This window comes from Terrabacter sp. AAH1 (assembly GCF_054456855.1).
Window position 1 is genome coordinate 1 of record NZ_JBTJJV010000020.1, and the last position, 25,041, is coordinate 25,041.

General features: G+C 72.0%; 22 protein-coding genes. 13 read left to right on the plus strand and 9 right to left on the minus strand.

Annotation, left to right across the window (positions count from 1 at the left end):
- Positions 1-356: transposase (locus ACXR8F_RS20330; RefSeq protein ID WP_458803284.1), on the minus strand; the 356-nt coding region annotated here is incomplete at its 3' end.
- A gap of 324 nt (positions 357-680) precedes the next feature.
- On the opposite strand from ACXR8F_RS20330, the gene ACXR8F_RS20335 reads away from it, so the two are divergent.
- From ACXR8F_RS20335 to ACXR8F_RS20355, 5 genes are all read left to right on the plus strand, one after another.
- A complete protein-coding gene (locus ACXR8F_RS20335) occupies positions 681-1,244 on the plus strand; it encodes an AAA family ATPase (RefSeq protein ID WP_082080875.1) in 564 nt (187 codons plus the stop codon).
- Between the two features lies 1 nt (position 1,245).
- Positions 1,246-1,677 (plus strand): redox-sensitive transcriptional activator SoxR, encoded by a 432-nt coding sequence (gene soxR, locus ACXR8F_RS20340; RefSeq protein ID WP_045190629.1) that lies wholly within the window; start codon positions 1,246-1,248, stop codon positions 1,675-1,677.
- Positions 1,678-1,851: 174 nt separating this feature from the next.
- Entirely contained in the window at positions 1,852-2,325 is a 474-nt protein-coding gene (locus ACXR8F_RS20345) for a hypothetical protein (protein ID WP_458803287.1), read from the plus strand.
- A 270-nt stretch (positions 2,326-2,595) separates the two neighbouring features.
- Positions 2,596-5,685, plus strand: a complete 3,090-nt coding sequence (locus ACXR8F_RS20350) for an AfsR/SARP family transcriptional regulator (protein WP_458803289.1) — start codon at positions 2,596-2,598, stop codon at positions 5,683-5,685.
- A gap of 70 nt (positions 5,686-5,755) precedes the next feature.
- A complete protein-coding gene (locus ACXR8F_RS20355; protein WP_458803291.1) occupies positions 5,756-5,941 on the plus strand; it encodes a hypothetical protein in 186 nt (61 codons plus the stop codon).
- A gap of 184 nt (positions 5,942-6,125) precedes the next feature.
- Here the strand turns inward: ACXR8F_RS20355 and ACXR8F_RS20360 are convergent, their stop codons facing one another.
- From ACXR8F_RS20360 to ACXR8F_RS20380, 5 genes are all read right to left on the minus strand, one after another.
- Positions 6,126-8,240: an ABC transporter ATP-binding protein gene (locus tag ACXR8F_RS20360; RefSeq protein ID WP_458803293.1), complete on the minus strand. Its 2,115-nt coding sequence runs from the start codon at positions 8,238-8,240 to the stop codon at positions 6,126-6,128.
- Positions 8,240-9,973, minus strand: a complete 1,734-nt coding sequence (locus ACXR8F_RS20365) for an ABC transporter ATP-binding protein (protein ID WP_045190770.1) — start codon at positions 9,971-9,973, stop codon at positions 8,240-8,242. Before ACXR8F_RS20365 ends, ACXR8F_RS20360 begins: the two co-directional genes overlap by 1 nt.
- Before the next feature lie 90 nt (positions 9,974-10,063).
- Positions 10,064-10,837 carry a TetR/AcrR family transcriptional regulator gene (locus tag ACXR8F_RS20370; RefSeq protein WP_458803295.1) on the minus strand — a complete coding sequence of 258 codons (774 nt, stop codon included), beginning with the start codon at positions 10,835-10,837 and terminating at the stop codon, positions 10,064-10,066.
- A gap of 103 nt (positions 10,838-10,940) precedes the next feature.
- Positions 10,941-12,533, minus strand: coding sequence for a DUF7059 domain-containing protein (locus ACXR8F_RS20375; RefSeq protein WP_458803345.1), 1,593 nt, complete (start codon positions 12,531-12,533; stop codon positions 10,941-10,943).
- Positions 12,530-12,913 carry an anti-sigma factor antagonist gene (locus ACXR8F_RS20380; protein WP_045190773.1) on the minus strand — a complete coding sequence of 128 codons (384 nt, stop codon included), beginning with the start codon at positions 12,911-12,913 and terminating at the stop codon, positions 12,530-12,532. Before ACXR8F_RS20380 ends, ACXR8F_RS20375 begins: the two co-directional genes overlap by 4 nt.
- Positions 12,914-13,138: 225 nt before the next feature.
- On the opposite strand from ACXR8F_RS20380, the gene ACXR8F_RS20385 reads away from it, so the two are divergent.
- From ACXR8F_RS20385 to ACXR8F_RS20420, 8 genes are all read left to right on the plus strand, one after another.
- Positions 13,139-15,631 carry a DEAD/DEAH box helicase gene (locus tag ACXR8F_RS20385; protein ID WP_458803297.1) on the plus strand — a complete coding sequence of 831 codons (2,493 nt, stop codon included), beginning with the start codon at positions 13,139-13,141 and terminating at the stop codon, positions 15,629-15,631.
- A gap of 184 nt (positions 15,632-15,815) precedes the next feature.
- Complete coding sequence (locus ACXR8F_RS20390; protein ID WP_458803299.1) at positions 15,816-18,809, plus strand: S8 family peptidase; 2,994 nt, start codon at positions 15,816-15,818, stop codon at positions 18,807-18,809.
- 206 nt (positions 18,810-19,015) lie between these two features.
- Positions 19,016-19,240: a DUF5818 domain-containing protein gene (locus ACXR8F_RS20395; protein WP_458803301.1), complete on the plus strand. Its 225-nt coding sequence runs from the start codon at positions 19,016-19,018 to the stop codon at positions 19,238-19,240.
- A gap of 197 nt (positions 19,241-19,437) precedes the next feature.
- Positions 19,438-20,472, plus strand: coding sequence for a sulfate ABC transporter substrate-binding protein (locus ACXR8F_RS20400; protein ID WP_045190639.1), 1,035 nt, complete (start codon positions 19,438-19,440; stop codon positions 20,470-20,472).
- Positions 20,469-21,503 carry a sulfate ABC transporter permease subunit CysT gene (gene cysT / locus ACXR8F_RS20405; protein WP_458803303.1) on the plus strand — a complete coding sequence of 345 codons (1,035 nt, stop codon included), beginning with the start codon at positions 20,469-20,471 and terminating at the stop codon, positions 21,501-21,503. Before ACXR8F_RS20400 ends, cysT begins: the two co-directional genes overlap by 4 nt.
- Positions 21,500-22,306, plus strand: coding sequence for a sulfate ABC transporter permease subunit CysW (gene cysW, locus ACXR8F_RS20410; RefSeq protein ID WP_458803305.1), 807 nt, complete (start codon positions 21,500-21,502; stop codon positions 22,304-22,306). The genes cysT and cysW overlap by 4 nt, the downstream gene beginning before the upstream one ends.
- Positions 22,303-23,313, plus strand: coding sequence for a sulfate/molybdate ABC transporter ATP-binding protein (locus tag ACXR8F_RS20415; protein ID WP_045190643.1), 1,011 nt, complete (start codon positions 22,303-22,305; stop codon positions 23,311-23,313). The genes cysW and ACXR8F_RS20415 overlap by 4 nt, the downstream gene beginning before the upstream one ends.
- A gap of 264 nt (positions 23,314-23,577) precedes the next feature.
- Positions 23,578-24,042 carry an RrF2 family transcriptional regulator gene (locus ACXR8F_RS20420; protein WP_045190644.1) on the plus strand — a complete coding sequence of 155 codons (465 nt, stop codon included), beginning with the start codon at positions 23,578-23,580 and terminating at the stop codon, positions 24,040-24,042.
- Positions 24,043-24,084: 42 nt separating this feature from the next.
- Here ACXR8F_RS20420 and ACXR8F_RS20425 read toward each other — a convergent pair whose 3' ends face one another.
- Genes ACXR8F_RS20425 through ACXR8F_RS20435 form a run of 3 tightly spaced genes read right to left on the minus strand, consistent with a single transcriptional unit; the run spans position 24,085 to position 25,018 of the window.
- On the minus strand, positions 24,085-24,447 hold the full coding sequence (locus ACXR8F_RS20425; protein WP_458803308.1) for an Rv3654c family TadE-like protein: 363 nt from the start codon (positions 24,445-24,447) through the stop codon (positions 24,085-24,087).
- Positions 24,444-24,767 carry a TadE family type IV pilus minor pilin gene (locus ACXR8F_RS20430; RefSeq protein ID WP_458803310.1) on the minus strand — a complete coding sequence of 108 codons (324 nt, stop codon included), beginning with the start codon at positions 24,765-24,767 and terminating at the stop codon, positions 24,444-24,446. Before ACXR8F_RS20430 ends, ACXR8F_RS20425 begins: the two co-directional genes overlap by 4 nt.
- A gap of 38 nt (positions 24,768-24,805) precedes the next feature.
- The gene (locus ACXR8F_RS20435; RefSeq protein WP_458803312.1) at positions 24,806-25,018 is read right to left on the minus strand and encodes a DUF4244 domain-containing protein; all 213 of its coding nucleotides are present in this window, start codon (positions 25,016-25,018) and stop codon (positions 24,806-24,808) included.
- Positions 25,019-25,041: the final 23 nt, after the last annotated feature.

The following is a 25,041-nucleotide window of genomic DNA, read 5'->3' on the forward strand; positions in this document are numbered from 1 at the left end:
TACAAGGACTGGTAGATCGTCTCGTGGGACACCCGCATCTCCGGTTCGTCAGCGAAGTCCTGAACCAGCCGGCCGCTGATCTGCTCGGGACTGTGCCCCTCACCCAACCGGCGCTCGACCTCGGCACGCAACCGCAGGTTCGTGGCCAGCATCGCCGGCTTCGGTCGGGCGGCGCGGGCCTGCGCGCCAGGGTGCGCGGTGCTCGCCCGGTACGTCCCGCCCGGGTACAGCCGGCGGTACCCGGCCAGCTCGCGACTGATCGTGGACGGAGCCCGCCGCACAGCCCTGGCGATGGCCCGGACCCCGTCACCGGCATGGAGCCGGACGGCGATCTCCTCCCGCTCCGCGAAGGTCAACCGATAGCTCGACTCCGGCCCAGGCTCCCGTGGCATCACCCCGCCAGCCTGACGCAACCACCGGCGACCGGTGGCCCCGTGGACTCCCGCCCGTTCGCAGGCCTCATCCGTAGTCACACCCGCCCGCACACTCGCCCAGAACAGCGAGCGCGTCGCAGCACTCACCCCTGAGCTGCCTCTGCTGCCAACCCTCACCGCAACCCCACCTCAGCCCAGGGTGTTGCACCCACCCCATGAACCCAAGACGCGGAAACCGGGCACTCGACTTGAACTTCACCTGAGGTCCGGCGACATTTCGCCCACCGCCCCCTAGGGTTGTGGTCTGTGAGCGACCGGTCCCTCCACACCGACGTCGACATCCCGCAGGTCATCGTCGTCACTGGCGTGATGGCCGCAGGCAAGTCGACCGTGTCCCAGCTCCTTGCGGAGCGCTTCACCCGTGCGGTGCACCTGCGCGGCGACGAGTTCCGCCGCGTCGTGGTGCGCGGGCGCGTCGACATGTCACCCCACGGTGACCCCGAGGCCGAGCGCCAGCTCGCCCTGCGCCACCGCATCACGGCGCGCACCGCCGACGTGTACGCCGAGGCGGGCTTCACCGTCGTGGTGCAGGACCTCTTCGTCGGCGCCAGCCTCATGCCCTTCCTCGAGCAGGTCTCGGCCCGGCCCCTCAGCCTCGTGATGCTCGCTCCCGACGTCGGCACGGTCATGCGCCGCGAGTCCGAGCGCAGCAAGGTGGGCTACGGCGACCTGTGGTCGATCCGCGACTTCGACCTCAAGGTGCGCGCCGAGACGCCGCACATCGGGCTGTGGCTCGACAGCTCGCAGCAGACCCCCGACGAGACCGTCACCGAGATCGTCTCCCGGCTGCCCGAGGCGAGGATCGCCTGAGATGTCGGCCCTGACGATCGGCGAGGTGGCCCAGCGCACGGGCGCGGCCACCTCGGCCCTTCGCTACTGGGAGGACCTCGGGCTCATCACGGCGGTCCGCACGACCGGCAACCAGCGCCGCTACGAGCGGGCCACCATCCGCCGCGTCTCCTTCATCCGCGCCGCGCAGCGGGTGGGTCTTTCGCTCGACGAGATCGGCGCCGCCCTGGCGACGCTACCCGAGCAGCGCACCCCGACGGCCCGCGACTGGGCGCGGCTCTCGCGCGCCTGGCGGGCGCGCCTCGACGAGCAGATCCGGCGCATCGAGAAGCTGCGCGACGACCTCGACGGCTGCATCGGGTGCGGCTGTCTCAGCCTGACGACCTGCGCCCTCAACAACACCGCCGACTGGCAGGCGGACCTCGGACCCGGTCCTCACAAGCTCGACGTCTAGCCCGAGCCCCGGCCCGAGTGCCGGCCGGGAAACACCTTGCGCCGGAGTGCATCCCGCCACGGTTAGTGGCTTGTTAGGACACTTCGCGACGGTCTCCTCGATGGATCACCGACCGGTCACCCGGTCGCCGGCCCACCACCCCCAGCACCCACCACAGGGATCCAGGAGACCACCATGAAGCTCAACACAGCCACCCTGCGCCGCGCCGCGGCCGCCACCGTCCTCACCGCCTCCGCGGCGTCCTTCATGCCGATGAGCGCCACGACCGCCGTCGCGGCGCCGGCCATCGTCGAGCACGCCCGCAGCCACATCGGCGAGTGGGGCGGCCAGTGCAAGGCGTTCGTCCAGAGGATGTACAACGAGACCCACGCCAACAACCTCGGCACCGGCTACTACCAGGCCTACATCGACGCCGGCTACCACCGCGTCGCCAAGGCCGACGTCGTGCCCGGCGACATCATCCAGGAGACCGACTCCACCCACACGCGCGGCATCCACACCGCGATCGTGACGGGCGACCCGGCGGGCGCCACCATCCGCGTGGTCGACTCGAACTGGGTCGGCTACGAGATCGTCGGCGAGCACTCGTACGACCCGACGACGCACGCCGCCAACAACGGCGGTGCCGCGTACTACTGGCACAAGTGACAGCCGGCCGTGGGGTCCCCGGCGACGGGGGCTCCCACGGTCAGCCGGTCCTCGTCAGCGACGTGTTAGCGACTTGTTAGCGGGACCGGCCACAGTTGCCCTGTCCGCGCGAGTCGTACAGGGGCGACTCCGCGCGGTCGCGTCCTCCGGCACGAACGCAGCACCTGCTGCCCCGGGATCCATCCTCCACCACGACCGGTGGGGACGCCGGGGCAGCAGGTGCCTGCGCTCCGTGGCGACGTGGCGCCGTCGTTCCGGTATCAATGCCCTGTGCAGTTTCGCTTGCTCGGGCCCATGGAGGTCGTCGCCGACGACGGCGCGCTCCTGCGGCTCGGCAGCGCCCGCGAACGCTTCGTGCTGGCGACGCTGCTCGTCGGCGCCGACCGTCTCGTTCCGGCCGAGCGGCTCATCGACGGCCTGTGGGACGAACCCCCGCCGACGGCGAGACAGCAGCTGCAGAACCTCATCGCGGGCCTGCGCCGCCGCCTGGCCGGTCACGACCGCGGCCTGGTGACGACCCGCCCGTTCGGCTACGAGCTGCGGATGGGCGACCACACCCTCGACCTCGCCGAGTTCCGGCGCGAGGTGGCCGAGGCCCGCGCGCTGGAGGGCAGCGACCAGCCGGCCACCGTCGTGTGGCACCTCGAACGCGCCGTGGCCCTGTGGCGCGGCACCGCCCTGGGCGATGTCGCCCCGGCGGCCGACTCCTCCACCGAGAGCCTCCAGCAGGCCCTGCGCGACGAGCGCATCGCCGCCGTCGACCTGCTCGTCGACTCCCTCGCCCAGCTCGGCCGGCACGAGGAGGTGCTCGCGACCGCGGCGGCCCAGCTCGAGGACGACCCGTGGAACGAGCGCCTCCACGAGCACCGGCTGCGCGCACTCGCCGCCACCGGCCGCCGCTCCGAGGCCAGCGACGCCTACCTCCGGCTCCGCCGCCGCTTCATCGACGAGCTCGGGGTGCCGCCCAGCCAGACCCTCGCCGACCTCAACACCCAGATCCTCGACGGCAGCCCACTGGGCGCGACGTCGTCACGGCGTCGCGTCGTGCCGCGCGAGCTCCCGGCACCCACCTGGACCCTCGTCGGCAGGGAGGCCCTGCTCGGGGCGGTCCTCGCCCGCCTCGCCCCGCGGGTGCCGGACGTCGCCGGCGGGTCCCGCTCGCCTGTCGCCCTGGCCTCCCGGGCCGCCGCGCCCCCGGCACTCGTCGTCCTCGTGGGCGTCGGCGGGGTGGGCAAGACGGCCTTGGCGGTGACCGCGGGCCACGCCCTCGCCGACGCCTACCCCGACGGCACGCTCTACGCCGCCCTCAGCGACGACCCGACCGGCGCCATCGACCCCCACCACGTCGCCGCGCGGTTCCTCAGGGCGCTCGGCGTCGACGGCCCCTCGATCCCGGCCGGCCGGGAGGACCGCATCGCGCTCTACCGCACCACCATCGCGGGCAAGCGCATCCTCACCGTCATCGACGGCGCCAGCACCGAGTCGCAGGTGCGGCCCCTGCTGCCGACCTCACCGGGCGCCGGGGCCATCGTCACCTCCCGCAGCCGCCTCGCCGGTCTCGTCGGCGTGCGCCGGCACACCGTGCAGCCGCTGACGGAGGAGGCGAGCCTGGCGCTGCTGACCGAGCTGGCCGGTCCCGAGCGCGAGGTCGACGCTCCCGACGCCCTCGTCGACATCTCGGCCCTGTGCGGGCACCTGCCCCTGGCGCTGTGCGTCGCGGGCTCCAAGCTCGCCACCAACCCGACCCTCGCCCTGCCCGAGCTGAGGGACCGCCTCACCCACGAGCACACCCGTCTCGACGAGCTGTCGGCCGGCGACATCGACGTGCGGGCCAGCATCGCACTTTCGGTCGAGGACCTGCCGGGGCCGGCACGCACCCTCTTCCGGCGGCTGGCGCTCGCTCCGAGCGCGGACTGGCCCGCGTGGGTCGCGCGCCGGCTCCTCAAGGACGTGACGCGCGAGATCGAGGCGCACCACGCCCTCGACGAGCTGGTCGACCGGCACCTCGTCGAGCCCACGGGCCGCGACGCCGCCGGGCAGCCGCGCTACCGCGTGCACAGCCTGGTCTCCGAGCTGGCAGCCGAGTACCTCGAGGCCGAGGAAGCACCGGCGTCCGTCGCCGTGCTCCGGCTCGACCTCGGCGAGGCGTGGCTGCAGCTCGCGGCCGCTGCCGGGCCACGCCTCGACGGCGCCTCGGACGCGCTGCCGGAGCCGCAGGGCGACGGCGCCATGGACGCGGTCTCGGCCCCCGCCGAGTGGTTCGAGTCCGAGCGGCTCAACCTCGTCGAGGCGGTGACCGTCGCCGCCCGCCTCGGTGACCCCGACCTCGCGGGCCGCCTGGCGCTCGCGATCCGGAGCTTCCTCACGGTGCGTGCCTACGACGACGACCGCGAGCGGGTGCTGCGCGCTGCCCTCGAGTCGAGGGCAGCCGAGGGCCGGACCCCATCGAGCGACCGCCAGCGCCTGGACCTGCTCGGAGCCCGTTTCGCCGTGCTCGGCCAGGTGCACCGGGACGTCGAGCTACCCGACGTCGCCGCCGAGGCGCTGGCCATCGCGCGCCGCATCGGCGACCGGGACGGCGAGCAGCGCGCCCTCTCGCAGTCGGCGTGGGCATCCATGGCGCTGCACCGCTTCGAGGCCGCGCTCGAGGGTTTCGCCCGCACCGCCGCCTTCGCCGAGCTGCGAGGCGACCGCCTCGGACGCATCCGGGCCGAGGCGCACCGGGGCATCGTGCTGCGCAACGTCGGACGCGCCGACGAGGGAGACCCCCTCCTCGCCGCCATGGTCGCTGAGGCCCGGCGTTCCGGGTCCCGACGCGACGCGAGCATCTGGATGGCCTCGCGCGGTGAGGGCCTCGTCGACCTCTGCCGGTACGACGAGGCGAAGGGGGTGCTCGAGGAGGCGCTACGGGTCGCGGCGGACATCCGCGACGACCTCGGGGCCGCCCACTGCCGTCTCGCGCTGGCCCGGGCCCTCCTCGGCCTCGGCGACGTGCGGGAGGCCCTGCAGGAGCTGCACGCGGCCCGGGTCGAGCTCGACGCGCGGGCGGGCGACGGCGGCGACCTCGACGTGCTGCGTCTCGAGGTCGACGTGCTCGCGCACCAGCAGGAGTGGGCACGCGCCGCCGACCATGCGCAGAGGCTCGTCACGGGCCGCCGACGGGACGGCACCCCCCTCGAGCTCGCCGCCGACCTGGCCCGCCGGGGGTGGGTCGCCGCCCGCCTGGACGAGCCCGAGGCGTCCGCTTCCGACCTTGCGGAGGCGACCGCGATCCTGGCCGACCTCCACGTGGCACCTCAGGCGCTGAGGCTGCCGAGCCCGCCCTACCCAGAGGCGAATTCGCTGTTAGCGGTTAGTTAGGGCCCCAGGTCTATCCTCCGATCACCGCTTGGTCGACAGGGACCGGGCGCAAGAGATCCAGGGGTTCATCATGAAGGTCGTCATCCGTTCCGCAGCCGCCCTCACCGCCGCACTCGCCGTCGCGTTCACCGTGAGCCCGGCGTCCGCGGCTCCCTCCGCCGTGCCGTCGGCCGCCACGACCAGCGGCTGGTGCCTCCGCGCCGACCCGGGCACGAACGGCCCGTGCCCCATCCTCATGACCCCGTCCTTCAGCTGACCGGCCGGCTGACCTGTCAAAGGCTGACCGGTCAGCGCGACGACTCGGGCGTCGCAACGGAGCGGCCCCCTCACCCAGCCGGGTGAGGGGGCCGCTTCCGTGTCGTGATCCGAACGCGCACGCGTCGGCCGAGCCGAGCGCGTACGCCGGGCCTCCGACGCTCGACGCTCGCGGGCCAGGGCGCTCAGTCGCCGCGCGAGTCGGCCGGGACCGCGTTGTCCGGAGCCGGCACTCCCGGCCCGCCGGCCGGACCGGGAGCCCCGGCGCCGACCCGTGCCAGCTCGGGTGGAGCGGGCGGACCGGCGACCTGTTCGTCGAGGTCGGCCGCCGCACCCGAGAACTGGGCGGCATACAGCGTGGCGTACGCACCGTCGCGAGCGAGCAGCTCTGCGTGCGAGCCCTGCTCGACGATGCGGCCGTCCTCCATGACGAGGATGAGGTCGGCGTCGCGGATGGTCGAGAGGCGGTGCGCGATGACGAAGCTCGTGCGGTCGGACCGGAGCGCCGCCATGGCCTGCTGGACGAGCAGCTCGGTGCGCGTGTCGACCGAGCTCGTCGCCTCGTCGAGGATGAGCAGCGCCGGGTCGGAGAGGAACGCCCTCGCGATGGTGACGAGCTGCTTCTCACCGGCGGAGATGTTGCTCGCCTCGTCGTCCAGCACCGTGTCGTAGCCGTCGGGCAGCGAGTGCACGAAGCGGTCGACGTAGGTGGCGCGCGCCGCCTCGAGCACCTCCTCCTTGCTGGCTCCCGGTCGGCCGTACGCGATGTTGTCGCGGATCGTGCCACCGAAGAGCCAGGTGTCCTGCAGCACCATGCCGATGCGCGAGCGCAGGTCGTGGCGGGTCAGGTCGCGGATGTCGACGCCGTCGAGCGTGATGCGGCCGCCGTCGAGCTCGTAGAACCGCATGATGAGGTTGACGAGAGTCGTCTTGCCCGCACCGGTCGGACCGACGATGGCGACGGTCTGTCCCGGGCTGACCGACAGGTCGAGGTGCTCGATGAGCGGCTTGTCGGCGACGTAGCTGAACGACACGTCCTCGAAGGCCACCGCGCCGTGCGGGTCGTCGATGGTCGCCGGGGTGCCCGCGTCGGCCTGCTGCTCCTCGGCGTCGAGCACCTCGAAGACACGCTCGGCCGAGGCGACACCCGACTGCAGCAGGTTGGCCATCGAGGCCACCTGCGTGAGCGGCTGCGTGAACTGGCGGGAGTACTGGATGAAGGCCTGCACGTCACCGAGGCTCATCGAGCCGCTCGCCACGCGCAGTCCGCCGACGACGGCGACGAGCACGTAGTTGAGGTTCCCGATGAACATCATCGTCGGCATGATGATGCCGCTGATGAACTGGGCGCCGAAGGCGGCACCGAAGAGCTCGTCGTTCTTCTTCTCGAACGCCGCCTCGGCCTCCTTCTGGCGACCGAAGACCTTGACGACGCCGTGGCCGGTGAAGGTCTCCTCGATGATGCCGTTCAGCTCACCGGTGTTGCGCCACTGCTGGATGAAGAGCTTCTGCGAGCGCTTGCCGATGGCCGCCGTCACCATGACCGAGATCGGGATCGTGACGAGCGCGATGAGGGCGAGCAGCCACGAGATCCAGAACATCATGCCGAGCACCGCGACCACGGTGAGCAGCGACGTCAACAGCTGGGAGAGCGTCTGCTGCAGCGACATCGAGATGTTGTCGATGTCGTTGGTGACGCGCGAGAGCACCTCGCCGCGCGGCTGCCGGTCGAAGTAGGGCAGCGGCAGCCGGTTGAGCTTGGCCTCGACCTCCTCGCGCAGCCGGAACATCGTGCGCTGCAGCAGGCCCTGGAGCACCCAGCCCTGGATCCACATGAGCAGCGAGGCGATCGCGAAGAGCGCGACGACGAGCAGCAGCACACCCTTGAGCGCCTCGAAGTCGATGCCGACGCCCGGGGTGAAGTCCACGTTGGCCAGCAGGTCGGCATACGTGGTCTGGCCGTTCGCGCGCAGTCCGTCGACGAGCTGCTGCTTCGTCGTGCCCGGCGGCACCTTGACGGTGCTGCCGATGACGCCGGCGAAGATGATGTCGGTCGCGCGACCGAGGATCTTCGGGCCGATCGAACTCAGCACGACGCTGACGACCGCGAGCGCGATGACGACGACGAGCTTGGTGCGCTCGGGCCGGAGCAGGCCGAGCAGGCGCTTGGCCGACGGGCCGAAGTTCAGCGACTTCTCACCCGGCTGGCCCATCTGCATGTGCGGTGGCCCGCCGCGACGGGCGGGACCCCGACGTGCCTCGGCGGCCTTCTCCTCCGCGGTCTTGACTCCCTCGGCCATCAGGCCGCCTCCTCCGCGCTGCGCTGGGACTCGACGATCTCCTGGTAGGTCTCACAGGAGTCGAGGAGCTGGTCGTGGGTGCCCTGGCCGACGACGCGGCCGTCCTCGAGCACGACGATGTGGTCGGCGTCGACTATGGTCGAGACGCGCTGGGCCACGATGACGACGGCGCTCTCGCGGGTGACCGGACGCAACGCCTGCCGCAGGCGGGCGTCCGTCGCGAGGTCGAGGGCCGAGAACGAGTCGTCGAACAGGTAGACGTCGGGCCGCTTGACGACGGCCCGCGCGATCGCGAGGCGCTGGCGCTGACCGCCCGACACGTTGGTGCCGCCCTGCGCGATCGGCGCGTCGAGGCCACCGTCCATCTTCTCGACGAAGTCGCGGGCCTGAGCGATGCGCAGGGCCTCCCACAGCTCGTCGTCGGTGGCGTCGGGGTTGCCGTAGCGCAGGTTGCTCGCGACGGTGCCGCTGAAGAGGTAGGGCTTCTGCGGCACGAGGCCGATGCGTGACCACAGCTCGTCGAGGGCGAGGTCGCGCACGTCGACGCCGCCCACCTTCACCCGCCCGGACGACACGTCGAAGAGGCGTGGCACCAGGCCGATGAGGGTCGTCTTGCCGGCACCCGTGGAGCCGATGATCGCCGTGGTGCGCCCCGGCTCGGCCGTGAACGAGACGTCGTGGAGCACGGCGTTCTCGGCGCCCGGGTAGTGGAAGTCGACGTCGACGAGCTCGACGCCGGCGCGGTCCGCCTTGATGGGCAGCGGCTGCACCGACTCGCCGACCGACGAGCTGGTGTCGAGCACCTCCTGGATGCGGCCGGCCGAGACCGCGGCGCGCGGGATCATCGTGGCCATGAAGGTCGCCATCATGACGCCCATGAGGATCTGGATGAGGTAGCTGAGGAACGCCGTCAGCGCCCCGATCTGCATGTCTCCCGTGGCGATGCGGTGCGCACCGAACCACAGCACCGCGACCGACGAGACGTTGAAGATGAACATCACGATCGGGAAGACCAGCGACATGAGCCGGCCGACGCGCAGGCCCGCCTCGGTCAGGGTCGCGTTGGCCTCCGAGAAGCGCTCCTCCTCGTGGCCCTCGCGCACGAACGCCCGCACGACGCGGATGCCCGTGATCTGCTCGCGCAGCACCCGGTTCACCCCGTCGAGAGAGGTCTGCATGCGACCGAACCACGGCACCATGCGCCAGACGATGAGACCGACGCACAGGCCGAGGAGGGGCACCGCGACCGCGACGAGCCAGGAGAGGCCGACGTCCTCGCGCAGGGCCATGATGACGCCGCCGACCATCATGATCGGCGTCGTGACGAGCAGCGCGAACGCCATGAACGTCACCATCTGCACCTGGGTGACGTCGTTGGTGTTGCGCGAGATGAGGGTGGGGGCGCCGAACTTCGCGACCTCCTGGGCGGAGTAGTCGACGACGGTGCCGAAGATGTTCGCGCGCATCTGGCGACCCATCCCCATGGCGACCCTGGCGGCGAGGTAGGTGGCACCCACCGCGGCGGCGATCTGCACGACGCTGACGCCGAGCATGAGGCCTCCGTGCCGCATGATGAAGCCGGTGTCGCCCTTGGCCACGCCGTCGTCGATGATCTCGCCGTTGAGGCTCGGCAGGTAGAGGGAGGCGAGGGTGCTCACGAGCTGCAGCAGCACGATGAGCGAGATCTCGCCCCCGTAGGGCCGCAGGTGGCTGCGGAGCAGTCGCATCAACATGCGCATGCCTTTCGTTCGGTGTGGTCGGTGTGCTGGCTGTGCTCGGTGTGCGTGCAGAGGGGGTGCGGGCCGGTCGGCGACGCTACGACCTCACGTCGGGTGAGGGTCAACGGCTGGTGCCTGCCTTGCATGCGCTGGCTCCTCTCCGACGAGTGCGTTGGGGTCGCCGCCGAGCTCGGCGTAGAGCTCGGCGATGCCGAGGCCGCTGCCCGCCGCCGGCGGCCGGGGCACGACGCCGTAGAGCACGGTGTCGACGATCTCCTCGGGCGTGAGGGTCAGGCCGTCGGCGATGCCGGGGTGGCTGCCCGAGAAGCAGAGCAGCCGGATGCGGTGCACGACGTCGCGGGCCGGCACGACGAACAGGTCGGACTCGCCGAGGACGAGCTGGTGGATGGTGTCGAGCAGAGGCTGGTGCGGCTCGCACTCCTCGGCGCCGGGCTGGGGTGCGTCACCGGCGCCGCGCAGGTGGCGGCCGGCGGCGTAGCAGGCGAGGTGCGGACCGCGGTTGGGCGGCTCGGTGAGGCCGAGCGCCCCCATGAGCCCGAAGACCTCGGTGAAGCGCCGCTGCAGGATCGTGGTGAACGCGACGAGCCGGTCGCGCACCGGCAGGTCGGTGCCGATGGCGGCGATCGACCGCCGCACCGGGGCGGGGCAGAACGCCGTCTGCACCGCTTCGTCCTGCAGGGCGTCCTTGGTGGCGAAGACCCGGAAGATCGTGCCCTCGGCCACGCCCGCCTCGCGTGCGATCTCGCTCGTCGTCGGAGGTCTGCCCTCCCGGTGGGCGAGGTCGAGGAAGACGCCGATGAGCGCCTCTCGGCGGTCGTCCGGGTGCATGGGCGCGGCGCGCCCCGTTCGCTGTCGCACCGGACCATTCTGAATGAGTGAGCACTCACTCACAACCGGTTTCAGGCCATGGGCGTACAGAACGTCCTCGAGAGTGCGGACTGCTCTCTCGATGCAGAGGGGGTCAGACGAGGAGGCCGTCGGCGACGAGGTCGCGGACCTGGGGGACGAGCTCGGCGCGCACCTCGCCCGGGTCGAGCTCGAGCACCGTCGCGATCGCGTCGAGCGCGGCGCGTGCCGTGAGCTCGCCGTCGGCCACCCCGAGGTATGCCGCCAGCAGGGTTCCGGCACGCACGACGCGTCCCAGCCCGCCGCCCTGCCGGACGAGGATCACGCTCGGGTCGTCGGCTCCGGGAACGCCGTGCCGCTCCTCGGTGACATCGGGCGCGCAGGACCACGCGACGTCGAGCACCTCGTCGTCGGAGTGCTCGGCCAGCCAGGTGCGGGCGCGCAGGCCGGCGTCGATGGCCGGGCCCATGGGTGCAGCCACCGGTCCGTGCGCCTCGTCGAGCGAGCGCCACGTCGGCCGGTCGGTGGCGGGACGCTGCAGGGTGACCACCCCGAAGCCGATCGACTCGACGTCGCGCGACGCGAAGTCACGCAGCCACGCGGCATACATCTGCGAGTGCGCCTCGCTGCCCGGGCTGGCACCGCCGTCGCGAGCCCAGAGCTCGGCGTACTCGGCGGGGTCCTGGGACTCGCGTTGGACCACCCACGCATCGACAGCCACCCCGTGAGCGGCCTGCTCGTCGAGCCACTCGATCCAGACGTCGCGCCAGGAGCGGCCGGTCGGCACCTCCCAGTTGCCGAGGAACTGGGCGACCCCGCCGGGCTCGAGCACGCTGCCGACCTGCTGCACGAGCGAGCGCACGAGCACGTCGCCGGGGCGGCCACCGTCGCGGTACTCGTAGAGCGGCAGGCCTTGGTCGCGCGGGGTGATGACGAAGGGCGGGTTGCTCACGACGAGCGAGAACCGTTGGCCGGCAACGGGATCCAGCAGGTCACCGGGGAGCAGCTCGACGTCGGGAACAGCGCCGGCACCCTCGGACGCGGCTAGCGCGAGGTTGAAGGCGGCATACGCGAGGGCTCGCTGGGAGATGTCGGTGGCGACGATCGCACCCGCGTGGGCGGTGAGGTGCAGCGCCTGCACGCCGCACCCGGTGCCCAGGTCGAGGGCGCGGTCGACGGGGCGACGCACCGTCCACGACGCGAGGGTGGTGGACGCGCCGCCGATGCCGAGCACGTGGTCGGCGCGCAACGGGCCGCCGACGGCGAGCTCGGAGAGGTCCGAGGCGACCCACCAGTCGTGCGCGTCGTCGCCGTAGGGACGCAGGTCGCAGGTGGCGACGGCCAGACGCCCCGAGACGTCACGGCCGGCGCCGAAGCCGGCCCGGCCGTTCTCGACACGGACGAGCCCGAGGGCCACCGCCCCCTCGACCGTCAGGGTCGGCAGCGCCTCGGCGAGGGCCGAGGCCGGAACGGCGCGGCCCAGCGTGAAGACGCGGATGAGCGTGCCGCACGCATCGGGCTCGGCGGATCCCGACGGCGACTCGAGGTCGGTGGCGAGGAGGGCCGGCAGGGGCTGCTCGCGGTGCAACGCAGCCGACGCGACCGGCCCGAGGCGCTCGGCGACACCGTCGACCGTGAAGCCGGCCGCGGACAGGTCGGCGCGCAGCAGCGCGACCAGCCGCTCGTCGACGACGGGGGTGTCGCTCAGGACTTCTCGCCCTGCGCCGGGCCGGAGGTCGCGGCCGCCGACTCGCCCGCTGCGAGCGCCGAGTCGAGGTCGGGATGGATCTCGAAGACCTTGTCGAGGCCGGTGATCGAGAAGACCTTGAGCACGCGGTCGTCCTTGCCGACGAGGCGCATCGAGCCGCCGCGCGTGCGGGCCAGCTTGAGCCGCCCGACGAGGACGCCGAGGCCCGTGGAGTCGAGGAACGTCACGTCGGTGAGGTCGACGACGAGCTGAGTGCGTCCGCCCTGGATCTGCTCGTCGAGCTTCTCGCGAACGAGCGGCGCCGTGTAGACGTCGATCTCGCCGCCGAGGTGCACCACGGTCTGGTCGCCGTGGTCGGCTCGGGTGATCGAGAGATCCACCTGTGCCCCTTCCTGTCCCCACACTTGTGCTGCGTGCGGCTGCCCCGAGCGGGGTCAGCCGTTCTCCTGGTCATGCCTGTCGTCGTGCGTGTCTGCGCGCGTGTCTTCGTGCGTGTCGTCGTGCTGACCGAACCGCGTCGATCACGATTCCCCGACGTGACTGACCGCGCAGTAACATGCCCCGCACGTCGGTTACCGTACCCCGACGACATACCGTTGCTCCACATGAACGGCGAGCCAGCGCCCCGCGGATCCGTGCCGGGATCGTCCGGCCACGGCCCGAGCGCGGCCGCGGCCCGTGCGGGCGGCCGAGCCGGTGCCCGAGCGGGTGTCCGAGCGGGTGTCCGAGCGGCGGCGCAGCACCGTCCCACCCCCGACGAGCTGCTGCGCATCCTGGTCGGCGACCACCCCGAACGTCTCGTGCACGTGCACGAGGTCCCGGCCCGCGACGCGGAGCACGCGCCGTGGCCCGAGTGGGTCGACACCACGCTGCTCGGGTCGCTGCTCGCGTCGGGCATCGAGGCGCCGTGGGCGCACCAGGTCGAGGTGGCCGAGGCCGCCCACGCGGGTCGCCACGTCGTCGTCAGCACGGGGACGGCGTCGGGCAAGAGCCTCGGCTACCACCTGCCGATCCTCAGCGACCTCGTCTCCGGCGCGAGCGCCCCCAACGGGCGTCGGGCGACCGCGCTCTACCTCTCCCCCACCAAGGCCCTGGCCGCCGACCAGCTGAGCCGCATCGGGGCGCTGGCGCTGCCGCAGGTGCGGCCGGCGACCTACGACGGCGACACCCCGACGGACGAGCGCCGGTGGATCCGCGACCACGCGAACCTCGTGCTCACCAACCCCGACCTCCTGCACCACTCGCTCCTGCCGGGGCACGAGCGCTGGAGCTCGTTCCTCCGCGCGCTGCGCTACGTCGTCGTCGACGAGTGCCACGTCTACAAGGGCGTCTTCGGGGCGCACATGGCCGCGGTCCTGAGGCGGCTGCGCCGGGTCGCGAGCCGTTACCGGTCCGAGCCGACGTTCGTCTTCGCGTCCGCCACCGTGGCCGACCCCGAGCAGCACGCGAGCCGTCTCCTGGGTATGCCGGTCGCCCCGGTCACGCGCGACACGTCCCCTCGCGCGTCGATGACCTTCGCCCTGTGGGAGCCGCCGCTGCTCGTGGACGAGAACGGCCAGCCCAAGCGGGTGAGCACCGTGGCCGAGACGGGTGAGCTGCTCGCCGGTTGCGTGCGCGAGCAGGTGCAGACCGTCGCGTTCGCGCGCTCGCGCGCCGGGGTGGAGGTCGTCGCCCGCATCGCCCGCGAGCGCGTCTCGGTCACCGAGGAGGAGCAGGTCGCGGCCTACCGGGGCGGCTACCTGCCCGAGGAGCGGCGCGAGCTCGAGAAGGCGCTGCGTTCGAAGCAGCTGCTTGGCCTCGCGGCGACGAACGCCCTCGAGCTCGGAGTCGACGTCAGCGGGCTCGACGCAGTGCTGCTCGCGGGCTGGCCGGGCACCCTGTCGTCGCTGTGGCAGCAGGCCGGGCGCGCCGGGCGGTCGGGCGAGCGCTCGCTCGCGGTGCTCGTCGCCGCCGACGACCCGCTCGACACCTTCGTCGTGCACCACCCCGAGGCGATCTTCGGTCGGGGCATCGAGGCGACGGTCGTCGACCCCGACAACCCGCACGTTCTGGCGCCGCACCTGGCCGCCGCCGCTGCCGAGCTGCCACTGACGGAGGCGGACTTCGAGATCTTCGGGGCGCAGACCCGCTCGCTGCTCGACGCGCTCGTCGACCGGGGCATCCTGCGCAAACGGCCGCGTGGGTGGTTCTGGGGCCGCGAGGACCGGCCGGCCGACCACCTCTCGCTGCGCGGCGCCGGCGAGCCGGTGCGCATCATCGAGACCCGCACCGGGCGGGTCGTCGGCACCGTCGACGAGGCTGCTGCGCACGCCCAGGTGCACACCGGGGCCGTGCACCTGCACCAGGGCCAGACGTGGGTCGTGACCGAGCTGCAGCTCGACGACCACGCCGCCTTCGCCGTACGCGGTGACCCCGGCTGGACGACGCAGGCGCAGTCGGTGAGCGACTTCCAGATCGTCCACGAGGTCGAGCACCAGCAGTGGGGGCCGCTGCGCTGCTCGTTCGGTCACGTCACCGTGCGCAACCAGGTGACCTCGTTCCTGCGGCGGCTGCCCGGTGGCGAGGTGCTCGGCGAGCACCCGCTCGACCTGCCCCCGCGGTCGCTCGCCACCAAGGCCGTCTGGTGGACGATGCCCGTCGAGGAGCTCGCGGCGGCCGGGGTCGAGGAAGCCGGCATACCCGGTGCGGCGCACGCTGCCGAGCACGCAGCGATCGGGATGCTGCCCCTCTTCGCGACCGCCGACCGGTGGGACATCGGCGGCGTGTCCACGGCCCTGCACCCCGACACGGGGCTGCCGACGATCCTCATCTACGACGGGCACCCGGGCGGGGCCGGCTTCGCGGAGCGCGGCTACCGCCGGGTGCGCTCGTGGCTGTCGGCGACCCGCGAGGCGATCGCGTCGTGCGAGTGCGCGTCGGGCTGCCCGTCGTGCGTCCAGTCGCCCAAGTGCGGCAACGGCAACGAGCCCCTCGACAAGGCCGGCGCCGTGGCGCTGCTCGACCTCACCCTTCGCCATTCCGGTCACGGCTCGGGCGACTCCGGCGAACCGGACTCATCGGTCACGCCCGCGCAAGAACGTCGGCGGACCGGGAACTGATCGGTCCTCACGTGCGGATTGCACGGCGCCGACCGGAAAAGTGAAGGTCGTCGAAGCCTCCCCAAACGAGCCATCGCGCGGTTATGGTCCTCCCACACGGGTGCAGCAGTTCGCCCACGTGCCTGCTCGGGGACCACACCTCAGGAGAGCCATGAATCGCCGATGGTTTGCTGCACTCGCCGCAGTGCCACTCTCACTCAGCATCGCGGGCACGGGGGCGGCCGACGCCGCCTCGACCGCCGCTGCCCCCGCCGTCTCGGCCGCCGCCGACGGCCTGGACTCGGACGGCGTCTACGTCGTCCAGATGGCCGACCTCCCGGTCGTCGCCTATGACGGGTCGACGGCCGGCTACGCGGCCACGCGACCCGCCAAGGGCAAGAAGATCGACGTCACGTCGGCGGCCGTGACCCGCTGGACCGACAACCTCAAGAGCAAGCACGGCAACGCGCTGCGGTCCGTCGGTGCGACCTCGCGCCTCTACGACTACGCCTACACCTACAACGGCTTCGCCGCGCGGCTCACCGGCGCACAGGCCAAGGCGATGCGCTCGACCGCCGGCGTGCTGGCCGTCACCAGGCAGCAGACCTACACGATCGACACGTCCACCACGCCGGGCTTCCTCGGACTCACCGATCCGGGCGGTCTGTGGGACCAGCTCGGTGGCACGAAGAGCGCGGGCGAGAACATCGTGATCGGCGTCATCGACTCCGGCATCTGGCCCGAGTCCCTGTCGTTCGCCGACCGCGTCGACGCCAACGGCACCCCGACACGCACGGCCACCGGCAAGCTGGCCTACCAGCAGATCCCCGGCTGGAACGCCAAGTGCCAGAACGGCGAGCAGTGGAACAACTCGCTCTGCAACCAGAAGCTCGTCGCCGCTCGCTACTTCAACGAGGGACAGGGCGGCAACGCCGCCATCGACCGCGACAAGCCGTGGGAGTTCACCTCACCCCGTGACTACAACGGCCACGGCACGCACACGGCGAGCACGTCGGGCGGCAACTTCGCCGTTCCCGTCACCGGCGCTGCCGCCGGTATCGCCCCCAAGGGCATCAGCGGCATCGCGCCGCGGGCCCGCATCGCCGCCTACAAGGCCCTGTGGTCGACGCAGAGCGGCGACACGGCCGGCGGCACGACGTCCGACCTCGTGGCCGCCATCGACCAGTCGGTGGCCGACGGCGTCGACGTCATCAACTACTCGGTGAGCGGCACGCAGACGAACTTCGCCGACCCCGCCGAGATCGCGTTCCTCTTCGCCGCCCGCGCCGGCATCTTCGTCTCGGCGTCCGCAGGCAACAGCGGACCGACGCCCTCGACGGTGGCGCACCCGTCGCCGTGGGTGACCACGGTCGCCGCAGGCACCCACAACCGCGACGGTCGCGGCTCGGTCACGCTCGGCAACGGCGCGACGTACACCGGGGCGAGCATCGCCGCCAGCGCGGTCACCGCGCCACTCGTCGACGCCACCGCCGTGGGCAAGGCCGGGGCCGACCCGACCCAGGTGGCCCTGTGCTACTCCAGTGCCGACGGCGCCACCGTGCTCGACCCGGCGAAGGTCGCGGGCAAGATCGTCGTCTGCGACCGCGGCGTCACGGGGCGCACCAACAAGAGCCTCGCCGTGCAGGAGGCCGGCGGGTTCGGGATGATCCTCGTCAACCCGACGAGCAACTCCATCAACGCAGACCTGCACTCCGTGCCCACGGTCCACCTGCAGAACACCGACCGCGCTGCCGTCAAGGCGTACGCGGCCACGGCGGGTGCGACGGCCACGATCAACGAGGCCGAGCTGGTCACCAACGCGACGGCGCCGTTCACGGCTGCCTTCTCGTCGCGGGGGCCGCTGCAGGCCGGCGGCGGCGACCTGCTCAAGCCGGACGTCATCGCACCGGGCCAGGACATCCTCGCGGCGGTGTCGCCCTCGACGAACCGTGGCTACGGCTTCAACCTGCTCTCGGGCACGTCGATGTCGGCGCCCCACGTCGCGGGTCTCGCGGCCCTGCTGATGGACCTGCACCCGTCCTGGTCGCCGATGGCGGTCAAGAGCGCGCTCATGACGACCGGCTACGACGTCAAGGACAGCGCCTCGCCGGCGCAGCTCGCGTTCTCGCAGGGCGCCGGTCACGTCAAGCCGAACGCCGCAGCCGACCCCGGCCTCGTCTACGACAGCGGCTGGAACGACTGGCTCGCCTTCCTCTGCGGCAGCTCGAGTGCGGTGAGTGCGGGGACCTGCTCGGCCCTCTCGGCCGCCGGTTACAAGACCGACGCCAGCGACTTCAACGGCGCGTCGATCGCCGTCGGTGACCTGGCAGGAGTTCAGACGGTGACTCGGAAGGTGACCAACGTGGGCACCACGGGGTCCGTCTACTCGGCGGCCGCAAGTGTGCCGGGCCTCTCGGTGACGGTGACGCCGTCCACGCTGAGCCTCGCACCCGGGGCGAGCGGTTCGTTCACGGTGAGGCTCCAGCGCGACACGGCGACGCTCAACGAGTACACGGCCGGCAACCTGGAGTGGTCGGACGGCAAGCACTCGGTCCGCTCGCCGATCGTCGTCCGGCCCGTAGCCCTCGCGGCGCCACGGACCGTGACGGCGCCCCCGACGGGCACGTCCTACGGCGTCACCTTCGGCTACACCGGGCCGTTCAGCGCCACGCCGCGCGGGCTCGTGCCTGCGACCGTGACGGCCGGCACCGTGGCCGACGACCCGACGGACTCGACCTGCTCGCTCAGCTCGCCGAACGCCCAGAAGCACGCCGTGAGCGTGCCGGACGGCACGTCGTTCGCGCGGTTCGCCATGTTCGACGCCGACGTCAACGCCGGTAGCGACATCGACCTGTGCGTCTTCAAGGGCACCGACCTGGTGGGATCGAGCGGCTCGGGCACCTCGGCCGAGGAGGTCAACCTCCTCGCTCCGTCCGCGGGCACCTACACCGTCGTCGTGCAGGGCTGGGGCGTGGCCGGTTCCACGCCGTACAAGCTGCACACGTGGGTGCTGCCCACCACCCCGGTCTCGCCCGCCAACATGACGGTCACCGCGCCGACGCAGGCGACGACCGGCGGCACGGGCACGATCGCGCTCGGCTTCACCGGCCTCACGTCGGGCAAGTGGCTCGGCTCGGTCGCCTACGGCGGCAGCGTGGGCATGCCCAACCCGACCATCGTGCGGGTGGACGTGCCGTAGAGGTGAACAACCAGCGGGGGCCGTCAGGCTCCAAGGGACGGGGAGGTCCCGGCAGCCGCCGGGGCCTCCCCGCTCGGCGTCCGGGCGGAGGTCGGGAGCCCGGACAGGGGACGGATCCCGCTGGGCCGGAGGGCGTCCCGTCACTCGGCGTGCCGGAGGAGCTGCGACGCCTGGCGAGGGCGTCGGAGTCCCGAAAGGCTTCGACGGTGGTCGCCCGTGGCACGCTGCGACGCGCCGACGTGGAGATGCGGCCCCTCGTGCTCGACGCCGACGACGGCACCACCTGGGAGCTGCTCCTGCCCGAGGGGTGGGCGCTGGACGCGGAGCCGGGCGCGAGGGTGACGGTCAGCGGCGACCGGGCCACCGACATCGTGACGACCTCGATGGTCGGGCCGGTGCTGCGCGTGCGATCACTGTCGGCCGACCGCTGAGGTGCAGCACTGAGGTGCAGCACTGAGGTGCACCGCTGCGTCGCCGGGCCGGACCACACTCTGAGACATAATTCAGAGTTATTTGACCGGTAACGCCCGCCTATTCGAAACTCCCATGCAACAGATAGGAAAGCCTCCCGCTCTCCCCTGGGCACGACCCCGCACACGACCGCCGCCCCACCTCTCAGGAGCCAGCCATGCGCCGCCCCAACCTCGCCCTCGCCGCCATCGCCCTCACCGCGACCCTGGGCCTGTCGGCGTGCGCCGGCGGCGGCGCCAGCGACACCGTCGAGCAGCCCGGCTCCACGGCGGCCGGTGCCGCGACGAGCACCATCAACCTCTTTGCGTATGCCGTCCCGAAGGTCGGCTTCGACGTCGTCATCCCTGCCTTCCAGAAGACCGATGCCGGCAAGGGCGTCCAGTTCCAGCAGAGCTACGGCGCCTCCGGCGACCAGAGCCGCAAGGTCGCCGCCGGCGCCGAGGCCGACTTCGTCAACTTCTCGGTCGAGCCCGACGTCACGCGCCTGGTGGACGCCGGCCTCGTCGATGCGAACTGGAATGCGAACGAGCACAAGGGAATTCCCTTCGGCTCAGTGGTCACGATCGTCGTGCGCAAGGGCAACCCGAAGGGCATCAAGGACTGGGACGACCTGCTCAAGCCAGGGGTCGAGGTCGTGACGCCCAACCCGTTCTCGTCGGGGTCGGCCAAGTGGAACCTGCTCGCGCCGTACGCCGCGAAGAGCAACGGCGGCGCCGACAAGGCGGCCGGCCTCGCCTACGTGAGCGCGCTCGTCAAGGACCACGTCAAGATCCAGCCCAAGTCGGGCCGCGAGGCCACCGAGGCCTTCCTCCAGGGCAGCGGCGACGTCCTGCTCAGCTACGAGAACGAGGCGCTCTTCGTCGAGAAGAACGGCGACCCCGTGCAGCACGTCACGCCGCCCACGACGTTCAAGATCGAGAACCCGGCCGCCGTGCTCAAGGGCAGCAAGAACCTCGCCAAGGCGACCGCCTTCAACGACTACCTCTACACGCCGGAGGCCCAGAAGCTGCTGGCCGAGGCCGGCTTCCGCCCCGTCGACGCATCCGTCGCCCAGGAGTTCGCCTCGAAGTTCCCGACGCCCACGAAGCTCTGGGCGATCGCCGACCTCGGGGGCTGGAAGAAGGTCGACTCCACGCTCTTCAAGAAGGACGTCGGTGACATCGCCAAGATCTACGACCAGGCGACGCAGTGACCGCCAGGATCCACCAGCGCAGGGGTGCCGCCGCCGCGGCGCCCCTGCCGGCGCGTCCGGAAGCCGACGAGCACCAACCCGACGAGCACCGACCCGACAAGCACCAACCCGACGAGCACCAACCCGACGAGCACCGGCCGGGCGAGCGTGAGGACCGGGACGGCATACGGCCTCGGGTGAGCGGCGACGACGCTACGGACCGGGGGGCCGCGCCACCGCCCAGCAGGCCGCGGCGCCGGATCGGCCTCGCCCGCCCGCTCGGCGTCGGGGTGGTGACCCTGTGGCTCAGCGTCATCGTGCTGCTCCCGCTGGCAGCGCTCACGGTCGCATCGTTCGGGGAAGGCGTCTCCGGCTTCTGGGCGGCCGTCACAGCCCCGACCGCGCTCGCGTCGCTGTGGGTCACGGTGCTCGTGTCGGCCATCGTGGCCGTCGTCAACGCCGTGCTCGGGACGCTCGTCGCGTGGGTACTGGTGCGCGACGAGTTCCCGGGCAAGCGTGTGGTCAACGCGCTCATCGACCTGCCGTTCGCCCTGCCGACGATCGTGGCGAGCATCGTGCTGCTCTCGCTCTACGGGCCGAACAGCCCGATCGGCGTCGAGCTCAACGCGACCCGATGGGGCCTCGTCGTCGCCCTGCTGTTCGTCACGCTGCCCTTCGTCGTGCGCTCGGTGCAGCCGGTGCTCATCGAGGCCGACCGTGAGGTCGAGGAGGCTGCGGCCTCGCTCGGCGCCTCGAACTGGACGACGTTCCGCCGAATCGTGCTGCCGACCCTCGCGCCGGCCATCCTCGGCGGCACGGGACTCGCCTTCGCCCGTGCGATCGGCGAGTACGGCTCCGTCGTGCTCATCGGCGGCAACATCCCGCGCGAGACGCAGGTCGCCTCGCAGTACATCCAGCAGCAGATCGAGATCGACCGCCCGCTCAACGCCGCCGCGGTGTCGGTGGCGCTCCTCGCCATCGCCTTCCTGACGCTGCTCGTCCTGCGGGTGCTCTCGAGCCGCACCCAGCGCCGTGAGGAGCGTGACGCATGAGGATCTCGACGGGCACCCGGATCTCGCTGCGCGTCATCGCACTCGGCTACCTCTTCGTGCTGCTCGCGGTGCCGATCGCCGTCATCCTCTGGCGCACCTTCTCGCCCGGCATCGGCGAGTTCATCGCGTCCGTGTCGACGCCTGCGGCCCAGTCGGCCATCAACCTCTCGCTGCTCATCGTCGCGATCGTCGTGCCGCTCAACGTCGTGTTCGGGGTGGCCACGGCACTTGCGCTCGTGCGCGGACGGTTCCGCGGGCGCGGACTGCTGCAGGCCGTCGTCGACCTGCCGTTCGCCGTGTCGCCGATCGTCGTCGGGGTCGCGCTCATCATGCTGTGGGGGGCCGGCGGCTGGTTCGGCGGTCTCGACAACGCCGGCTTCAAGGTCATCTTCGGCCTGCCCGGAATGGTCATCGCGACCCTCTTCGTCACCCTGCCGTTCGTCGTGCGCGAGGTCGAGCCGGTGCTGCACGAGATCGGCCAGGAGCAGGAGCAGGCGGCCTCGACGCTCGGCGCGAACCGCTGGCAGACGTTCTGGCGCATCACGCTGCCGGCCATCCGCTGGGGCCTGACCTACGGGATCGTCCTCACGGTCGCCCGCGCCCTCGGCGAGTTCGGAGCCGTGATCATGGTGTCGTCCGGGTTCCCCGGGGTGTCGCAGACGCTCACCCTGCTCGTCCACTCGCGCTACATCGACGACCACAACACCTACGGCGCGTATGCCGCCGCCACCCTCCTCATGGGCATCGCGCTCGTCGTGCTGCTGCTCATGACCGTGCTCGACCGCAAGAGGAGCGACCGATGATCACCGTGACCGACGCGCGCAAGAACTACGGGTCCTTCGCCGCCCTCGACGACGTGAGTCTCGACATCCCCAGCGGGTCGCTCACTGCCCTGCTGGGGCCGAGCGGGTCGGGCAAGTCGACGCTGCTGCGCTCGATCGCGGGGCTCGAGGGGCTCGACTCGGGCACCGTGACCATCGAGGGCCGCGACGTCACGAACGAGCCGCCCCAGCGGCGGGGCATCGGCTTCGTCTTCCAGCACTACGCCGCGTTCAAGCACATGACCGTGCGCGACAACGTGGCGTTCGGCCTGACGATCCGCAAGCGGCCCAAGGCCGAGACCGACAAGAAGGTCGACGAGCTGCTCGAGATCGTCGGGCTCGACGGCTTCCGCAACCGCTACCCGGCGCAGCTCTCGGGCGGGCAGCGCCAGCGCATGGCCCTGGCTCGCGCACTGGCCGTCGACCCGCAGGTGCTGCTGCTCGACGAGCCCTTCGGCGCCCTCGACGCCAAGGTGCGCACCGACCTCCGCCAGTGGCTGCGCCGCCTCCACGACGAGGTGCACGTCACCACGGTGCTCGTGACGCACGACCAGGAGGAGGCCCTCGACGTCGCCGACCGCATCGCCGTGCTCAACAAGGGCCGCATCGAGCAGGTCGGCGACCCGGTGACCCTCTACGAGCGCCCGGCGAACGACTTCGTCATGGGCTTCCTCGGGTCGGTGGCGCACTTCGGCGACCAGCTGGTGCGCCCGCACGACATCGTGCTCGAGCGTGACCGGGCGACGGCGCTGGCGCTCGACGCGAAGGTGGCTGGCTCGCCCGGTGTCGTCGAGGCGGTCGTCGAGCGGGTCGTGCCGCTGGGCTTCGAGGTGCGTGTCGACCTCCGCGCCGACTCCGGGGCACGCTTCGCGGCCCAGATCACGCGCCGAGACGCCGCCGACCTGCAGCTGCGCGAGGGCGAGACCGTCCACGCCCGCGCTGTCGGCCGCTCCAGCGTCGTGGAGGTCGATCCGGCACTGGCGATCTGAACCACCCGGACGCGGCCCGTCCCGTGCGGGTATGGAGAAGGCGGAACCACGGCGGTCGAGACCGCCCGGTCGCTGCCACGCCCGACGGCATACCGTATGCCGTGAAGCCCACTCGTCACGACGAGACGAGTGCCGGTGGCCCGGGAGACCGGGTGGCCGAATGACTGAGGCGGCGAGGGGACGACACCTCGCCGCCTCAGCCGCACCAGGCATCTCGCACGAGTCCGGTGCACGGGCGCTGCCTCGGTGCGGCAGACTGCTCGGATGGACATCTCGGCCCGGGTCGACTACGCGGTCCGCGCCATGCTGATCCTCGCGGAGGCCGACGCGGAGGGGGCTGCGCCGATCAGCATCGACACGCTCTCGACGCGGCAGGAGCTGCCACGGAAGTTCCTCGAGGCGATCTTCGCGGACCTGCGTCGAGCCGACCTCGTGCTGAGCCGGCGTGGCGCGCGCGGCGGCTACGTGCTCGCGCGTGAGCGCGGCGCGATCAGCGTCGGCGACGTGTTCCGCGCGGTCGACGGGCCGCTGGCCGAGGTGCGAGGGTTGCGCCCCCACGAGACGGCGTACCAAGGCGTCGCCGAGCACCTGCCGAGCCTGTGGGTGGCGGTCCGGGCCAGCCTGCGCGAGGTGCTCGACGAGACGTCGCTCGAGGACCTGCGCACCGGCGACCTGCCGGACCGGGTGCGACAGCTGCTCACGGCTCCGGACGCCTGGCAGAACCGCTGACGCGATCCGGCCGGGCGCCCCGAGGCTTCCTTCCGGACGACGTCATCGTTCCGGGCCGGCACGGGATCGCGCCGTCGCCGGAGCCGGCCACAACGACGCGTCGACGCAGACCGTGAGCTCGACATCCACCCCGTCGACCGAGCAGGCCTGCACCAGTGCGCCATTGGCCCGGGCGACCTGTCGCGCGGCGGAGCAGGCCGCTGCGCTCGACGACCCGTCCTGGGCCGCCGAGGCTCCGGCCAGCGAACCGAGGTCTGCCGCCAGTCGCGCTCGGTGGCTCGCGACGACCACCGCCCCGACGACCAGCGCGCCACCCGTGAGCACCAGGACGAGCGCCACGATCGAGACGGCTAGAACGGTGGCGGCGCCCCGGTCACGGGCGCGCTGGCTGCGGCAGTCGGTCACGAGCCTGCCTCCACGGGGGTCTCGGCGGAGGCCTCCAGTTCCCAGCCGGGCAGGCCACCCCAACCGCCGGTGCGCGCCGACACGGTCACGCGCACCGAGCCTCCGGCTCCCACCACCGCAACATGCGCACCCGAGGGCGCCGCCTGCTCAGCCAGGGACCGGATGCGAGCCGCGTCGTCGCCGCGGGCCGCTGCCCGGCTGGCGATCCGCGCGGCGTCGACGCACCGGATCTGGTCGACGGCGGCGTTGACGGCCACGAGGCACAGGGCCAGGACGAGCACGACGGACGGGATGGCGACGGCGAGCTCGGCCGTCACCATCCCACCATCGCGCCGAGCGAGGCGAGGTGGCCGTCGGGTCACCCGGCGAGCCCCAGGGCGCTCTGCACGATGCCCGTCAGGGCGCTGCGGACTGCATCGGACTTCACGACGCCGAGGAGCACGAGCGCGAAGGTGCAGGCGGCCACGATGCCGACGGCGTACTCAGCCGTCGTCATCCCGACGTCGCGACGCAGCGACCTCGATCGGCACCTCGGTCGGCCTGCCAGTCGGCGAATCAATCTGCGGGACATGGGTTCTCCCTCATCGGTCTTGC

Bases quoted from the DNA above. Each gene is read 5' to 3' on its own strand.
- ACXR8F_RS20365 (WP_045190770.1), bottom strand. From the start codon at position 9,973: ATGTTGATGCGACTGCTCCGCAGCCACCTGCGGCCCTACGGGGGCGAG.
- ACXR8F_RS20420 (WP_045190644.1), top strand. From the start codon at position 23,578: ATGGACATCTCGGCCCGGGTCGACTACGCGGTCCGCGCCATGCTGATC.
- ACXR8F_RS20415 (WP_045190643.1), top strand. From the start codon at position 22,303: ATGATCACCGTGACCGACGCGCGCAAGAACTACGGGTCCTTCGCCGCC.
- ACXR8F_RS20435 (WP_458803312.1), bottom strand. From the start codon at position 25,018: ATGTCCCGCAGATTGATTCGCCGACTGGCAGGCCGACCGAGGTGCCGA.
- ACXR8F_RS20345 (WP_458803287.1), top strand. From the start codon at position 1,852: ATGAAGCTCAACACAGCCACCCTGCGCCGCGCCGCGGCCGCCACCGTC.
- ACXR8F_RS20400 (WP_045190639.1), top strand. From the start codon at position 19,438: ATGCGCCGCCCCAACCTCGCCCTCGCCGCCATCGCCCTCACCGCGACC.
- ACXR8F_RS20360 (WP_458803293.1), bottom strand. From the start codon at position 8,240: ATGGCCGAGGGAGTCAAGACCGCGGAGGAGAAGGCCGCCGAGGCACGT.
- ACXR8F_RS20385 (WP_458803297.1), top strand. From the start codon at position 13,139: ATGAACGGCGAGCCAGCGCCCCGCGGATCCGTGCCGGGATCGTCCGGC.
- cysW (WP_458803305.1), top strand. From the start codon at position 21,500: ATGAGGATCTCGACGGGCACCCGGATCTCGCTGCGCGTCATCGCACTC.
- ACXR8F_RS20430 (WP_458803310.1), bottom strand. From the start codon at position 24,767: ATGGTGACGGCCGAGCTCGCCGTCGCCATCCCGTCCGTCGTGCTCGTC.
- ACXR8F_RS20355 (WP_458803291.1), top strand. From the start codon at position 5,756: ATGAAGGTCGTCATCCGTTCCGCAGCCGCCCTCACCGCCGCACTCGCC.
- soxR (WP_045190629.1), top strand. From the start codon at position 1,246: ATGTCGGCCCTGACGATCGGCGAGGTGGCCCAGCGCACGGGCGCGGCC.